General features: G+C 71.3%; 13 protein-coding genes. 4 read left to right on the top strand and 9 right to left on the bottom strand.

Annotated features, from left to right (window positions below):
- Nucleotides 1–410: 410 nt before the first annotated feature.
- From AB0472_RS12510 to AB0472_RS12485, 6 genes are all read right to left on the bottom strand, one after another.
- Nucleotides 411–2066 carry a DoxX family membrane protein gene (locus AB0472_RS12510; RefSeq protein WP_366355850.1) on the bottom strand — a complete coding sequence of 552 codons (1656 nt, stop codon included), beginning with the start codon at nucleotides 2064–2066 and terminating at the stop codon, nucleotides 411–413.
- A 117-nt stretch (nucleotides 2067–2183) separates the two neighbouring features.
- On the bottom strand, nucleotides 2184–3125 hold the full coding sequence (rlmB, locus tag AB0472_RS12505; protein ID WP_366355848.1) for a 23S rRNA (guanosine(2251)-2'-O)-methyltransferase RlmB: 942 nt from the start codon (nucleotides 3123–3125) through the stop codon (nucleotides 2184–2186).
- Nucleotides 3126–3224: 99 nt separating this feature from the next.
- Nucleotides 3225–4622 (bottom strand): cysteine--tRNA ligase, encoded by a 1398-nt coding sequence (cysS, locus tag AB0472_RS12500; protein WP_366355847.1) that lies wholly within the window; start codon nucleotides 4620–4622, stop codon nucleotides 3225–3227.
- A gap of 117 nt (nucleotides 4623–4739) precedes the next feature.
- Nucleotides 4740–5231, bottom strand: a complete 492-nt coding sequence (gene ispF / locus AB0472_RS12495; protein WP_366355846.1) for a 2-C-methyl-D-erythritol 2,4-cyclodiphosphate synthase — start codon at nucleotides 5229–5231, stop codon at nucleotides 4740–4742.
- A complete protein-coding gene (ispD, locus tag AB0472_RS12490) occupies nucleotides 5221–5985 on the bottom strand; it encodes a 2-C-methyl-D-erythritol 4-phosphate cytidylyltransferase (protein ID WP_366355845.1) in 765 nt (254 codons plus the stop codon). Before ispD ends, ispF begins: the two co-directional genes overlap by 11 nt.
- 251 nt (nucleotides 5986–6236) lie before the next feature.
- Nucleotides 6237–6719: a CarD family transcriptional regulator gene (locus AB0472_RS12485; RefSeq protein ID WP_003953493.1), complete on the bottom strand. Its 483-nt coding sequence runs from the start codon at nucleotides 6717–6719 to the stop codon at nucleotides 6237–6239.
- Between the two features lie 638 nt (nucleotides 6720–7357).
- Here AB0472_RS12485 and AB0472_RS12480 point away from each other — a divergent pair.
- Nucleotides 7358–8041, top strand: a complete 684-nt coding sequence (locus tag AB0472_RS12480) for a DUF461 domain-containing protein (RefSeq protein ID WP_366355844.1) — start codon at nucleotides 7358–7360, stop codon at nucleotides 8039–8041.
- A 266-nt stretch (nucleotides 8042–8307) separates the two neighbouring features.
- On the opposite strand, the gene AB0472_RS12475 is transcribed toward AB0472_RS12480, so the two are convergent.
- Both AB0472_RS12475 and AB0472_RS12470 read right to left on the bottom strand, forming a co-directional pair.
- The gene (locus AB0472_RS12475; RefSeq protein ID WP_010358452.1) at nucleotides 8308–8988 is read right to left on the bottom strand and encodes a response regulator transcription factor; all 681 of its coding nucleotides are present in this window, start codon (nucleotides 8986–8988) and stop codon (nucleotides 8308–8310) included.
- A complete protein-coding gene (locus tag AB0472_RS12470; RefSeq protein ID WP_366355842.1) occupies nucleotides 8985–10241 on the bottom strand; it encodes an ATP-binding protein in 1257 nt (418 codons plus the stop codon). The genes AB0472_RS12475 and AB0472_RS12470 overlap by 4 nt, the downstream gene beginning before the upstream one ends.
- Nucleotides 10242–10463: 222 nt before the next feature.
- Here AB0472_RS12470 and phoU point away from each other — a divergent pair, with 222 nt between their 5' ends.
- The 3 genes from phoU (at nucleotide 10464) to AB0472_RS12455 (ending at nucleotide 11843) form a co-directional block, all read left to right on the top strand.
- Nucleotides 10464–11153, top strand: a complete 690-nt coding sequence (gene phoU / locus AB0472_RS12465) for a phosphate signaling complex protein PhoU (RefSeq protein ID WP_366355840.1) — start codon at nucleotides 10464–10466, stop codon at nucleotides 11151–11153.
- Nucleotides 11154–11292: 139 nt separating this feature from the next.
- Nucleotides 11293–11448 carry a hypothetical protein gene (locus tag AB0472_RS12460; protein WP_366355838.1) on the top strand — a complete coding sequence of 52 codons (156 nt, stop codon included), beginning with the start codon at nucleotides 11293–11295 and terminating at the stop codon, nucleotides 11446–11448.
- Between the two features lie 146 nt (nucleotides 11449–11594).
- On the top strand, nucleotides 11595–11843 hold the full coding sequence (locus tag AB0472_RS12455) for an SCO4226 family nickel-binding protein (protein ID WP_366355836.1): 249 nt from the start codon (nucleotides 11595–11597) through the stop codon (nucleotides 11841–11843).
- Between the two features lie 60 nt (nucleotides 11844–11903).
- Here AB0472_RS12455 and AB0472_RS12450 read toward each other — a convergent pair whose 3' ends face one another.
- The gene (locus AB0472_RS12450; RefSeq protein ID WP_366355834.1) at nucleotides 11904–12905 is read right to left on the bottom strand and encodes an alpha/beta hydrolase; all 1002 of its coding nucleotides are present in this window, start codon (nucleotides 12903–12905) and stop codon (nucleotides 11904–11906) included.
- Nucleotides 12906–12915 lie beyond the last annotated feature (10 nt).

The raw sequence follows: 12915 nt of genomic DNA, 5'->3' as shown, positions 1-12915 counted from the left end.
GTCCGCAGAGGTTGATCGCACAGTCCCCCACGCCCCTCAAGCGGGTGCAAACGACAGCCCGTCGACCGCCGGTCCACAGAGGTTGATCGCACAGTCCCCCACGCCCCTCAAGCGGGTGCAAACGACAGCCCGTCGACCGCCGGTCCACAGAGGTTGATCGCACAGTCCCCCGCGCCCCTTCGGAGGGGCGGAGCGCCGTTGTCGGCTTTGCGCACAGTTCGGCGTGCTCCCCTCGGGCCGGTGCGACAGCGCCCCGCAAGGGGCGCGGGGAACTGCGCGAACAACCACGACGGCGGCGCGGACGACACACCCCGGCACAGCACCCCGCAGGGACGGTGCGGACGACACCGCCCCGGTGTGGTGCGGCCCCGCGCCTGGGGGGCGTGGGGCCGCTGTGGTGTGGAGGGGCGTCAGCCGAGGAGGCCGCCCACCAGGCCCGGCTGGCCGGAGGAGGAGGCGCCGCCGGAGGTCCCGGAGCCGGTGCCGGTGCCGCCGCCGGAGGTGGAGGCGCCGCCGGTCGCGGTGCCACCGGAGGTGGGCCCCGCGGTGGTCGGCGCGGGAGCGGTGTGCCGGGGCGGCGCCTGCCCCGTGGTGCCCTGGGTCTCACTGGGGCTCGTGGTGGTGGCACCGCTCGTCGTGCGGTCGGCCCCCGGCGTGGTGGCCGCCTGCGAAGGACTCGCCGTGGCACCCCCGGAGGGCGCCGTGGAGGCCGACGGAGTCTTCTGGTGGGGCTTGCCCGACTCGCCGGGGAGCGGGGAGCCGGGCAGGTTGTTGCGCGGGGCCTCGCCGGGACCGGGGACGACCACGCGGCTGGAGTCGCGGACCGCGCCGCCCAGGAGCGAGCCGACGAGGAGGGTGAGGCCGATGGTGATGGCCGTGATCAGGGCGCCGCGCCGCAGTACGTAGGCGCGCAGCTCCCAGATGTCGGAGCGCGGACCGAGCCGCCGCCAGGCGCTGCCCGCGAGGCGGCCGTCCACGGAGTAGACGGGGGCACCGGCGATGATCAGCGGCGACCAGGCGGCCAGGTAGATGATGTCGGGGGCGTCGTAGGCGGGGACGGTCTTCCAGCTGACGGTGACGATGAGCGCGGCGGAGAGCAGCGCGCCGACGACCGCGGCGACCCGCTGCCAGCAGCCGAGGACGGTCAGGACGCCGACGATCACCTGGAAGAAGGCGATGACGAGCCCGGAGCCGACCGGGTGCTGGAGGGCGAACTGGCGCAGCGGCTCGGCGACCTCCCACGGGTGCAGCGTGTTGAGCCAGGTGACCATGGAGCCGCGCTTGCCGCCGTCGAAGTAGACGGGGTCGCAGAGCTTGCCCATGCCGGCGTAGATGGAGATGAAGCCGAGGAAGACGCGCAGCGGGAGAAGGACCACGCCCAGGTTCATCCGGCGGCCTGGGTAGTAGGCGTGCCGGGCCGGGTCGCCGTCACCGGCCCGCCGGGCCGACCGCGGTTCGTCGAAGTCCTCGAACTCGTCGTCGCCGTAGGGCGGTTCGTCGTAGGGCGGCTCGTCGTAGGCGCTGCCCACCGCCGGGAGGTCCGGGAGCAGCCGTCTCTCGCCGGACGCCGGGGAGCGCGGGTGGCCGACCATCGGGGTCTCGACGGTCTGGTCCAGCACGTCGTAGCCGTCGTCGACGCGCGGGATGACCCGGGTCGCGCCCGCCGGTTCGCCGGCCTCCTCGGCGTGCCGGACGCTGCCGCCCCGGACTGCCTGGAGCAGCCGGTGGGCGCCGGTGTCGTCGGGCGCGGACCTGCCGCTCCAGACGACCGGGCGGCGCCGGCCGGGCGCGGCCCCCGCCCTGCCCGCCGTACCGACGGCCGGGACACGCGCGGTGTCCTCGGTGGCGCTCAGGTGCCGTGCGACCCGGGAGGATTGGGTACGCCGTGTCGATACGCCCAGCTGCACGCGGAAACTCACGTGGTTGACGATGACCTGCGCCGGATCGCTCGGCACCTTCACCATGCTCAGCGCGGGAGCGTCGTCGAGCCCGGAATCGAATCCGGAGCGGAATCCCGACGAGCGGTCCCCCGTGGGTGTGCGGGGTGTTCTGGTGTCCACACTCATCTAACCGAGTGACGTGGAGTTAGGACACTGCTTTGACCGGCCGGATGTGTCCGGACCCCGTCAAGGATGTCCCGGACGCCGGAATTAACCCGCCCAGGTGAGCTTACGGACGTTTGTTCACCCGCGTCGGCGCGCCGCCTCGTACAGCACGACCCCCGCCGCCACACCCGCGTTGAGCGACTCGGCGCCACCCGGCATCGGGATCCGGACCCGGAAGTCGCACGTCTCGCCGACCAGTCGGGACAGCCCCTTGCCCTCGCTGCCGACGACGATGACGACGGGCCCGCCGAGGGCCTCCAGCTCGCCGATCTCGTGCTCGCCGTCCGCGGCGAGGCCGACGACCACGATGCCCGCCTTCTTGTACGCCTCCAGGGCCCGGGTCAGGTTGGTGGCGCGGGCGACGGGCGTACGGGCCGCCGTACCGGCCGACGTCTTCCAGGCACCGGCCGTCATACCGGCCGCGCGGCGCTCGGGCACGACCACGCCGTGGCCGCCGAACGCGGAGACCGAACGGACGACGGCGCCCAGGTTGCGCGGGTCGGTGACCCCGTCCAGGGCGACGATCAGCGGGTCCTCGCCCTCGTCGTAGGCCGCCTCGGCCAGGTCCTCGGGGTGCGCGTACTCGTACGGCGGGACCTGGAGGACCAGGCCCTGGTGGTTGAGGCCGTTGGTCATGCGGTCCAGCTCGGGGCGCGGGGCCTCCATGAGGTTGATGCCGCCGCGCTCGGCCGCGAGCTGCAGGGCCTCGCGGACCCGCTCGTCGTTGTCGATGAACTGCTGGACGTACAGGGTGGAGGCCGGGACGCCCTCGCGCAGCGCCTCGACGACCGGGTTGCGGCCGACGACCATCTCGGAGGTGCCCCTGCCGCCCCGGCCGCGCGCCACCGGACGGCGCTGGGCCTGCTTGGCCTTGGCCGTGGCGATGCGGTTCTTCTTGTGCCCCTTGCGCATCTCGGCGGGCGGGGTCGGACCCTTGCCCTCCAGGCCCCGGCGCCGCTGGCCGCCACTGCCGATCTGCGCGCCCTTCTTGCCGGACATGCGGCGGTTGTTGGCTGCCATGAGTTACCCGTCTCCGTGAGCTTCGTGTCGTACGTACGTCTTATGCAGTGTGCCGCCCGGGGGGCCGGGCGGCACAGTCGATCTTCAGTTCCGGGGCGGCTAGGACCTGAGGGTCCAGCGCGGTCCGGAGGGGCTGTCCTCGATCGCGAGGCCGGACTGGTTCAGCTGGTCGCGGATGGCGTCGGCGGTCGCCCAGTCCTTGCGGCCGCGGGCGGACTCGCGCTGGTCGAGGACGAGACGTACCAGTGCGTCGACGACCCCGTGCAGGTCCTCGCCCTTCTCGGCGCCGCCGGACCAGTGCGCGGCCAGCGGGTCGAGGCCGAGGACGCCGAGCATGGCGCGGACCTCGGCGAGGCGGGCGACCGCGGCTTCCTTGTCGTCGGCGGCGAGGGCGGAGTTGCCCTGCCGGACCGTCGTGTGCACGACCGCGAGGGCCTGCGGGACGCCCAGGTCGTCGTCCATGGCCTCGGCGAACGCCGGCGGCACCTCGGCCGAGGGCTCGACGGCTCCCCCGGCCAGCTCCACCACGCGCTGCACGAACCCCTCGATCCGCGCGAACGCCGACTCGGCCTCGCGCAGCGACTCCTCGCTGTACTCGATCATCGAGCGGTAGTGCGGGGTGCCGAGGTAGTAGCGCAGCACGATCGGGCGCCAGTTCTTGACCATCTCCGAGACGAGCACCGAGTTCCCGAGGGACTTCGACATCTTCTCGCCGCTCATGGTGACCCAGGCGTTGTGCACCCAGTACTGCGCGAAGTCGTCGCCGTACGCCTTGGCCTGGGCGATCTCGTTCTCGTGGTGCGGGAAGATCAGGTCGAGGCCGCCGCCGTGGATGTCGAAGGCCGCGCCGAGGTACTTGTGGGCCATCGCCGAGCACTCCAGGTGCCAGCCGGGCCGGCCGCGCCCCCACGGCGTCTCCCAGCTGGGCTCGCCCGGCTTGACGGCCTTCCAGAGCGCGAAGTCCCGCTGGTCCCGCTTGCCGGTCTCGCCCTCGCCCTCGGGCTGGCGGAGGTTGTCCAGCTCCTGGTTGGAGAGCTGGAGGTAGTCCGGGTAGGACCGCACGTCGAAGTAGACGTTGCCGTCGGCCTCGTAGGCGTGCCCGCGCTCGATCAGCCCGCGCATCATCTCGATCATCTCCGGCACGTGCCCGGTCGCGCGGGGCTCGTACGTCGGCGGGAGGCAGCCGAGCGCGGTGTAACCGTCGTTGAACGCGCGCTCGTTCTGGTAGCCGATCGCCCACCAGGGGCGGCCCTGGTCGGCGGACTTGGCGATGATCTTGTCGTCGATGTCCGTGACGTTCCGGACGAACGTCACGTCGTAGCCGCGGTATTCGAACCAGCGGCGCATGATGTCGAAGTTCAGGCCGGAGCGGATGTGCCCGATGTGGGGCGCCGCCTGCACGGTGGCACCACAGAGGTAGATCGAGACGCGGCCCGCGGTGAGCGGGGCGAAGTCACGGATCTGCCGGGCGTTGGTGTCGTACAGGCGAATAGTCACGGGACCTAGGGTAGTGGGCCGAGGGTAGTGGGTGGCACCGGTGCGTGAAGCGCCGTGGCCGGGTGCGCGTGCGCTGTGGCTTGTCGCGCAGTTCCCCGCGCCCCTAACGGAATCCGGTCACGCCGTTTTCACGACCAATGCCGTTGCCACCGCCATAAGGCCTTCGCCCCTGCCCGGGAAACCCAGGCCGTCCGTAGTGGCCCCGGAAACCGACACAGGCGCCCCCGCCGCGTCCGAAAGGATCTTCTCCGCCTCGTCGCGCCGCTTTCCGATCTTCGGGCGCGGGCCCACGACCTGTACGGCGACGTTCCCGATCAGGAATCCGGCGGCCCGGACGATACGGGCCGCCTCCGTCAGGAGGGTGACGCCGGACGCGCCCGACCACTGCGGGCGCCCGGTGCCGAAGTGCTGCCCCAGGTCGCCGAGGCCCGCGGCGGAGAACAGCGCGTTGCACGCCGCGTGCGCGACCACGTCCGCGTCGGAGTGGCCTGCCAGGCCGGGGCCCTCGCCCTCCCACCTCAGGCCGGCGCACCACAGCTCGCGGCCCTCCTCGAAGGCGTGGATGTCGGTGCCGATCCCCACCCGGGGGAGGATCACCTCAGAAGCCATCGTTGAGCCTCCTGCGGGCCAGGACCGCCTCCGCGAGGACCAGGTCGAGGGGGCGGGTGACCTTGAAGGCCTCCTCGTGGCCGGGGACGACCACGACCCGGTCGCCGAGCTGCTCGACCATGCCGGCGTCGTCGGTGACGTTCCCGGTGACCGTCTCGTGGGCGCGGACCAGGGTCCGGCGGTCGAAGCCCTGAGGCGTCTGGACGGCGCGCAGGCGGGCCCGCTCGGGGGTGGCGAGCACCGGCTCGGGGTCGCCGGGGGCGGCGGCCGGCTCTACCTCCTTGACCGTGTCGGCGAGCGGGAGCGCGGGGACGACCGCGGGGGCGCCGTCGCGGACCGCCTGGATCACGGCGTCGACCGTGTCGACGGGGACCAGGGGCCGGGCGGCGTCGTGGACCAGGACGATGTCGTAGTCCGGGGGGAGTGCCTCCAGGCCGAGCCGGACCGACTCCTGCCGGGACTCGCCGCCGGGGACCACGAGGAAGTCGGTGCGATCGGGCAGCGCGTGGGCGTCGAGGAGGGACTTGACCTCGGGCGCGCCGTCGGGCGGGGCCACGACGACGACCAGGGAGACCGCGCGGGAGGCGGCGAGGGCGCGTACGGCGTGGATGAGCATGGGCGTGCCGTTCAGCGCGCGTAGCGCCTTGGGGGCGCCCGGACCGAGCCGTACGCCCCGGCCGGCGGCGGGAATCACGGCTGCCGTGCGCAGTGCGGTACGCGGTTCCGGACGCGAAGGACGCGAATCGTCAGACATCGGTTCCTGTCAGGTTTGTGTGCGGGCCTGGCGTGGGTATGGCCTGGGAAGTGCCGGGCGCGACGCCTTGACCGGACCCTTCCGTGACACTGGTCGAGCCAGCAGCCCGGGCCCGGCACACCTAGTATCGGGGGTTCCCCGAGGGCGTACGCAAACATGCCGCAGCGCCCGGCGACAGAGTGAGTGTCATCGGGCACCGCGGCATTTCGGGTGTGCGGAGCTTCAGCGTGCCGAGCCGGACAGCGTCTGCGTCAGGACGCGAGGACCTCGTCGAGCAGGGCCTCGGCCTTGTCCTCGTTCGTGTTCTCCGCGAGGGCGAGCTCGCTCACCAGGATCTGGCGGGCCTTGGCGAGCATGCGCTTCTCACCGGCGGAGAGTCCACGCTCGCGCTCACGACGCCACAGGTCACGCACGACTTCCGCGACCTTGATGACATCGCCGGAGGCGAGCTTCTCCAGGTTTGCCTTGTAACGACGGGACCAGTTCGTGGGCTCCTCGGCGTACGGCGCGCGCAGCACCTCGAAGACCCGGTCCAGCCCGTCCTGACCGACCACATCACGCACGCCGACGAACTCCGCATTGTCCGCTGGCACACGTACCGTCAGGTCACCCTGGGCGACCTTCAGCACCAAGTAGGTCTTGTCCACGCCTTTGATCTGGCGAGTTTCGATGGCCTCGATCAGCGCGGCCCCGTGATGGGGATAGACCACGGTGTCGCCAACCTTGAACGTCATGTGACAGGTACCCCTTCCGTGGCTATCCAGGGTAACACGGAAACCGGCGGTTCTGAATGGCGTTTTCGCAGGTCAGGGCATATCTCGGGGCTTGACAACAGCGACAGGAACGTGCTTCGCGGGCCGTCCGGAAGCAGGTATTCGCAGGTGGGAGCGGCTCTCCGGGCAAGGGGAAACGCCCACGTTACACACATCCGGACACCTTCACGAGTGGCTTAACGTCCACATATGTCCGGTTCCAGGCGTGCGACTTCCGCTACTCCGTTCGGTTGTCGGCGCCGGATCCCGGACGTTTCCGGAATTGATCACGGGTACGGCCGAACGCCCGACTGAACGGTACGTGAAGCCGCACCTGAAGCAGTAGGTGATCAATTTTCCCGGTGGTCGCGCATTCCTTCACGGAAATTTTGCGCGTGGTGTTGCGGACGGGTTATGCGAATGCCGGACGCGGGCCGCTCCAAAGTGGCCGGAGGGGCACTTGCGGATGCCCTCGCGTACCTCCTCCCCGAAGGAAGCGGGGGGCTTGGGGAGGGTCGGGTGCGGCGTCGCGGGAACGGCTCGGTAACCTAAGGCCGCTGACAGACACTTAGGGCGGCTTTATAGGGGGCCGCCCGTGCGTTCAAGGAGTTGCCGCCGCCGTGAGCAGCAGCCTTCGACGCGGCGCCCTCGCCGCCTCCGCCATCGCCTTCTCCGTCGCCGCGCTCTCCGCGTGCGGCGCGGGCAACAACTCCCAGACGCTGGAGATCAAGCCGGACAACGCGGCGACGAGTGTCGGCGACATCAAGGTCCAGAACGCGACCGTGATCACCCAGCCCGACCTCACGTCGACCGGCCCGGCCGTGGTCTCCGCGACCATCTTCAACACCGGCACCGATCCGGAGACGCTCCAGTCGATCGTCGTCGCCGGCACCGGCAAGACGGCCGAGCTGCACGCCACCAAGACCCAGCCGCTGACCATCCCCGGCGGTGGCCGGCTGATCCTGGGCGGCAAGGACAACGCCTCCGCGGTGCTGGGCAGCAGCCGCGAGGCGGTCCAGGACGGCAACGCCCAGAAGATCACGTTCACCTTCAGCAAGGCCGGTGACGTGAGCCTGCGCGCCTTCGTCGTGCCGGCCGAGAGCTTCTTCACCGGCTGGGGCCCGAGCGCGGTGCCGTCCGCCACGGCCGCCGCGTCCGCCTCGTCGTCGGCCTCCGCCACCGGCTCCGGCTCCCCGGCCGCGGGCTCGACGGCGAGCGGGAGCGCCAAGGCCGGCAAGAAGAACAAGCAGTCCGAGAGCGCCACCCCGAGCGACTCGGCCTCGGAGTCGACGAACGCGGGCTGAACACCACCCCGAAACGGGCGGAAGGGCGGCACCCCGAGGGGTGCCGCCCTTCGTCACAGAGAAAAACACGCCCCGCAGAAGCGCGGCGAACTGCCCGGCCCGCCCCCACCGGGCCGCAGAGCACTGCGCCGCGCTCCGCCCGTCGGCCGACCGCGACGCAGGTCCTTACGGCTCGAACACCCTCCTCGACGCACCCCTCGCACCGCTGCGCGGGCTTCGGCGTGCCGCGCTGGCCTCCGTCCGCCGGCCGACTACGACGCCGGGTTTTACGGCTCGAACTTGTAGCCGAGACCGCGGACCGTGACCAGGTAGCGCGGGGCGCCCGGGTCCGGCTCGATCTTGGCGCGGAGGCGCTTGACGTGGACGTCGAGGGTCTTGGTGTCGCCGACGTAGTCGGCGCCCCAGACACGGTCGATGAGCTGCATGCGGGTGAGGACGCGGCCGGCGTTGCGCAGGAGCATCTCCAGGAGGTCGAACTCCTTGAGGGGGAGGTCGACCTTGGAGCCGGAGACCGTCACGACGTGGCGGTCGACGTCCATGCGGACCGGGCCCGCTTCGAGGGCGGCCGGGGTGACCTCCTCGGGCTCGCCGCGGCGGCGGAGCACCGCACGGATGCGGGCGACCAGCTCGCGGGAGGAGAAGGGCTTGGTGACGTAGTCATCGGCTCCTATTTCGAGACCGACGACCTTGTCGATCTCGCTGTCCTTGGCCGTCACCATGATGACGGGGACGTTGGAGCGGCCGCGCAGCTGGCGGCAGACCTCGGTGCCCGGCAGGCCGGGCAGCATCAGGTCGAGGAGGACGAGGTCGGCGCCGTTGCGCTCGAACTCGTCGAGTCCGTCGGGGCCCGTGGCCGCCACTGCGACCTCGAAGCCCTCCTTGCGGAGCATGTACGACAGGGCGTCGGAGAAGGACTCCTCGTCCTCGACGACGAGCACTCGGGTCACGGAAGGACCTCCGGGGCGGGAAGCGGTTCGTACGGGGATGACTCGTTGGTACCGGCCTCGTCTTCGAGGTCGGGGTCGGGGTGCTGCGATGCGCGATCGCGGGCCACGCCCGCCTCCGGCAGTCTGAGGGTGAAAGTGGAGCCCTGGCCTTCGGCGCTCCACACCGTGACCTCCCCGCCGTGCGAGGCGACCACGTGCTTGACGATGGCGAGGCCGAGGCCGGTGCCACCGGTGGCCCGTGAGCGGGCCGGGTCGACGCGGTAGAAGCGCTCGAAGATGCGCTCCTTGTCCTTGTCGGTGATGCCGATGCCCTGGTCGGTCACGGCAAGCTCGATCATGTCGCCGCCGGTCGCGCTGACCCGGCGGGCGGCTATCCCGACCCGGGTGCGGGCCGGGGAGTAGTTCACCGCGTTCTCGACCAGGTTGCCGAGGGCGGCGGCGAGCTGGCCGCGGTTGCCCCAGACATGCAGGTCGGCGGTGCCGCCGGCGGCCATGGTGATCTGCTTGGTGCCGGCCTGGTGCCGGCACCGGTCGATCGCCTCGGCGACCAGCTCGTCGACCCGGACGGGCTCGGCGTCCTCCAGCGGGTCGTCGTTCTGCACTCTCGACAGGTCGATGAGCTCCTGGACCAGGTTGGTCAGGCGCGTGGCCTCGATCTGCATGCGACCGGCGAAGCGCTGCACGGCCTCCGGATCGTCCGAGGCGTCCATGACGGCCTCGGAGAGCAGGGAGAGCGCGCCGACCGGGGTCTTCAGCTCGTGGCTGACGTTCGCCACGAAGTCCCGTCGTACCGCCTCGATGCGGCGGGCCTCGGTGAGGTCCTCCACCAGGAGCAGTACGAGCCGGGAGCCGAGGGGCGCCACCCGCGCGGAGACGGCCAGGGCCTCGCCCCGCCCGGTCCCCCGCCTGGGGAGATCCAGTTCGACCTGTCGTATCTCGCCGTCCCGCCGGGTGTCGCGAGCCATCGCGAGCATCGGCTCGATGGCGAGTTTGCCACCGCGCACGAGTCCGAGGGCGTACGCGGCCGAGCTCGCCTTGACAACCGTGTCCGCCTCGTCGAGAACGACCGCGGAGGAGCGCAGCACGCTCAGTACGGTGTCCACGCCCGGGGGCAGTACGGGGTCGGTGTGCAGAGAAGTCCTGGTCGGTCGCTTCTGGTCGCGCTCGCTCCAGCGGAACGCCAGCATGGCGATGACACCGGTAAGCACCCCGGCGATCGCTGCCGCTGCGGCGACCGCCGCGTTCACGTCCATGCAAACAGGTTAAGCAGGGGGTACGACATCCCCACAGCCCGCGAGGTGTCAGCTCGAACACTCGTCGCCCAGAGTTCACCTTGGAGCCAGTATTGGTTCATTTGGGGTGGCAGAAACGGACGCGTAGGGATCGGAACGTGGGAGCGTGGGGTTCGCAGCTGGTTTCGGCCACGGGCCCCGGCCCCCGGAACCCCTGGACCACGCATACGAGAGGTAACCCTGATGCGGGACGCGTACCACGAGGAACTCGATTCGATCGGCGACAGCCTGGTCGACATGGCCCGCCTGGTCGGATCGGCGATCGGACGTGCCACGACGGCGATCCTCGACGGCGACCTCAAGCTCGCCGAGAGCGTCATCGAGGCCGACCAGAAGGTGGACGAGCTCCACCACGACCTGGAGGCGCGCGCGATAGCCCTGCTCGCCCGCCAGCAGCCGGTGGCGACGGACCTGCGGATCGTCGTCACCTCGCTCCGCATGTCGGCGGACCTGGAGCGCTCCGGCGACCTCGCCCAGCACGTCGCGAAGCTGGCCCGGCTGCGCTACCCGGCGAACGCCATCCCCCACGACCTGCACGCCACCATCCTGGAGATGGGCCAGCTCGCGCAGCGCCTGATGGCCAAGGCCGCCGAGGTGATCATCACCAAGGACGTCGACCTGGCCCTCCAGCTGGAGCAGGACGACGACGAGATGGACCTCCTGCACCGCACGATCTTCCAGCACCTGCTGGACGACCGCTGGCAGCACGGCATCGAGACCGCCGTCGACGTGACGCTCCTCGGCCGCTACTACGAGCGGTACGCCGACCACGCGGTCGCCGTCGCCAAGCGCGTCGTGTTCCTGGTCACCGGCGAGCACGCGGACGACCTGCAGCCCGACATCCAGCCGGTGACGGGCGCCGAGGGGGCGTGACCCGCAGGCGGGTGGGGGCTCGCGGGGGGCGGGTCAGGCGTAGGAGCGCCACTGTGCGCCGTTGATGCGCCCAGTGAAACGGGCATGGAATGGGCATGGCCCTACTACTAGGGCATCTAGGGACCTCTAGGAGGGATCCATGGCCGAATCCCCCAGCACCACGCCCGACCCCACGCAGCAGCACGAGACCGACCAGCCGAGCGAGATCAAGAACCTGCTGGTCATCGGCGCCTGCGGGTGCGGCTCGGGCTGCGGCTGCGGCTGCCAGTCGGGCAGCCCCTGCCAGTGCGGCTGAGCGGACCCGTCGGCGCGTCGGCGCTCGTCGGTTACGGCGAAGGGCCCCGGACTCCGGTCCGGGGCCCTTCGCATGCCGTGCCGCGGTGGCGGGCGCAGCATGGTGGGGAGACGGGTGGGACGGACAAGGCGAAGGAGGTGGCAGCCATGCCGCACTACATGGACGTCCACCACGGGATGCAGGGCATCACCGCCGACCAGCTGAAGGAGGCCCACGAGGCCGACCTCGCCGTCGAGAAGGAGGAGGGCGTCCACTTCGAACACGCCTGGGCCGACCCCGCCTCCGGCAGGGTCTACTGCCTCTCCGAGGCGCCCTCGGCCGAGGCGGTCAAACGCGTCCACGAACGCACGGGCCATCCCGCCGACGAGATCCACCAGGTGCCGTTGTCGATCTGACGAAGCCGCTCGGACGGACCAGGAAGCCCTGCGGACGGATCGGGAAGCCGCTCGGACGGATCAGGGAGCTGTTCGGACGGACGGGACGGATCGGACGGAGGGCAGTGCCGCCAGCCAGTCGACCAGCAGGCGGTTGACCTCGTCGGGGCGCTCCTGCTGGATCCAGTGCCCGCAACCGTCCAGGATGTGGGCGGAGACCAGGCCCGGGAGGGTGACCGGGTACGCCTCGATGGCGTCGGCCAGCCAGGTCGTGGAGGCGTCGAGGCCGCCGCCGACGAACAGGGACGGCTGGGTGATCGGGGCACCGTCGTAGGCGGCGAGGTCCTCCCAGTCGCGGTCCATGTTCCGGTACCGGTTGAGCGCCCCGGTCAGTCCGGTGCGCTCGAACTCCCCGGCGTAGACGTCGAGATCCCGTTCGCCGAGCCACCCGGGCAGCCGTCCGGCGGGGAACCGCTCCCGGAGCGTGGTCCCCTTGCCGACGAAGTGCGGGTCGGGGGCGCCGGGTCCGGGCATGGTGTCGCCGGACAGGGCACCGTAGAACCCCGCGAGCCAGCCCCGTACGTCGGGTTCGATCTCGGCCTCGGCCCGCCCGGGCTCCTGGAAGTACGAGACGTAGAACTCCTCGTCCCCGCCGCTCATCCCCTCGAAGACGGCACTGGGCCGCGGCCCGCCGCGCGGGGTGTACGGGACGCTCAGCAGCGCCACGGCCCGGAACACCTCGGGCCTCAGCAGCGCGGAGTTCGCGGCGACGGCCGCACCCCAGTCGTGCCCGACGACCACCGCCGACTCCTCGCCGAGGGCCCGCACGACCTCGGCGTTGTCGGCGACGAGCTCGGTCATCCGGTACGCGTCCGGCGCGGCCGGCCGGGACGAACGCCCGTACCCCCGCATGTCGACGGCGACCGCCCGGTACCCGGCCGCGGCGAGCGCCGGCAGCTGATGCCGCCAGGAGTACCAGCACTCGGGAAACCCGTGCACGAGCAGTACGAGGGGTCCCTCCCCCTGCTCGACGAGATGGATCCGCCGTCCGTCCGCGACGACCGACCGATGCCGCGCTGCCATAAGCCCTCCT

Origin of the sequence: Streptomyces sp. NPDC086777 (assembly GCF_040702065.1) — a bacterium.
Lineage (GTDB): Bacteria > Actinomycetota > Actinomycetes > Streptomycetales > Streptomycetaceae > Streptomyces.
Note: the sequence above shows the minus strand (reverse complement) of the source record. Positions and strands in the feature narration are given on the sequence as shown.

Excerpts from the sequence above, each read along its gene's own strand:
- AB0472_RS12510 (WP_366355850.1), bottom strand. The coding sequence starts at position 2,066 with ATGAGTGTGGACACCAGAACACCCCGCACACCCACGGGGGACCGCTCG.
- rlmB (WP_366355848.1), bottom strand. The coding sequence starts at position 3,125 with ATGGCAGCCAACAACCGCCGCATGTCCGGCAAGAAGGGCGCGCAGATC.
- ispF (WP_366355846.1), bottom strand. The coding sequence starts at position 5,231 with ATGGCTTCTGAGGTGATCCTCCCCCGGGTGGGGATCGGCACCGACATC.
- ispD (WP_366355845.1), bottom strand. The coding sequence starts at position 5,985 with ATGTCTGACGATTCGCGTCCTTCGCGTCCGGAACCGCGTACCGCACTG.
- AB0472_RS12485 (WP_003953493.1), bottom strand. The coding sequence starts at position 6,719 with ATGACGTTCAAGGTTGGCGACACCGTGGTCTATCCCCATCACGGGGCC.
- AB0472_RS12470 (WP_366355842.1), bottom strand. The coding sequence starts at position 10,241 with ATGGACGTGAACGCGGCGGTCGCCGCAGCGGCAGCGATCGCCGGGGTG.
- phoU (WP_366355840.1), top strand. The coding sequence starts at position 10,464 with ATGCGGGACGCGTACCACGAGGAACTCGATTCGATCGGCGACAGCCTG.
- AB0472_RS12460 (WP_366355838.1), top strand. The coding sequence starts at position 11,293 with ATGGCCGAATCCCCCAGCACCACGCCCGACCCCACGCAGCAGCACGAG.
- AB0472_RS12455 (WP_366355836.1), top strand. The coding sequence starts at position 11,595 with ATGCCGCACTACATGGACGTCCACCACGGGATGCAGGGCATCACCGCC.
- AB0472_RS12450 (WP_366355834.1), bottom strand. The coding sequence starts at position 12,905 with ATGGCAGCGCGGCATCGGTCGGTCGTCGCGGACGGACGGCGGATCCAT.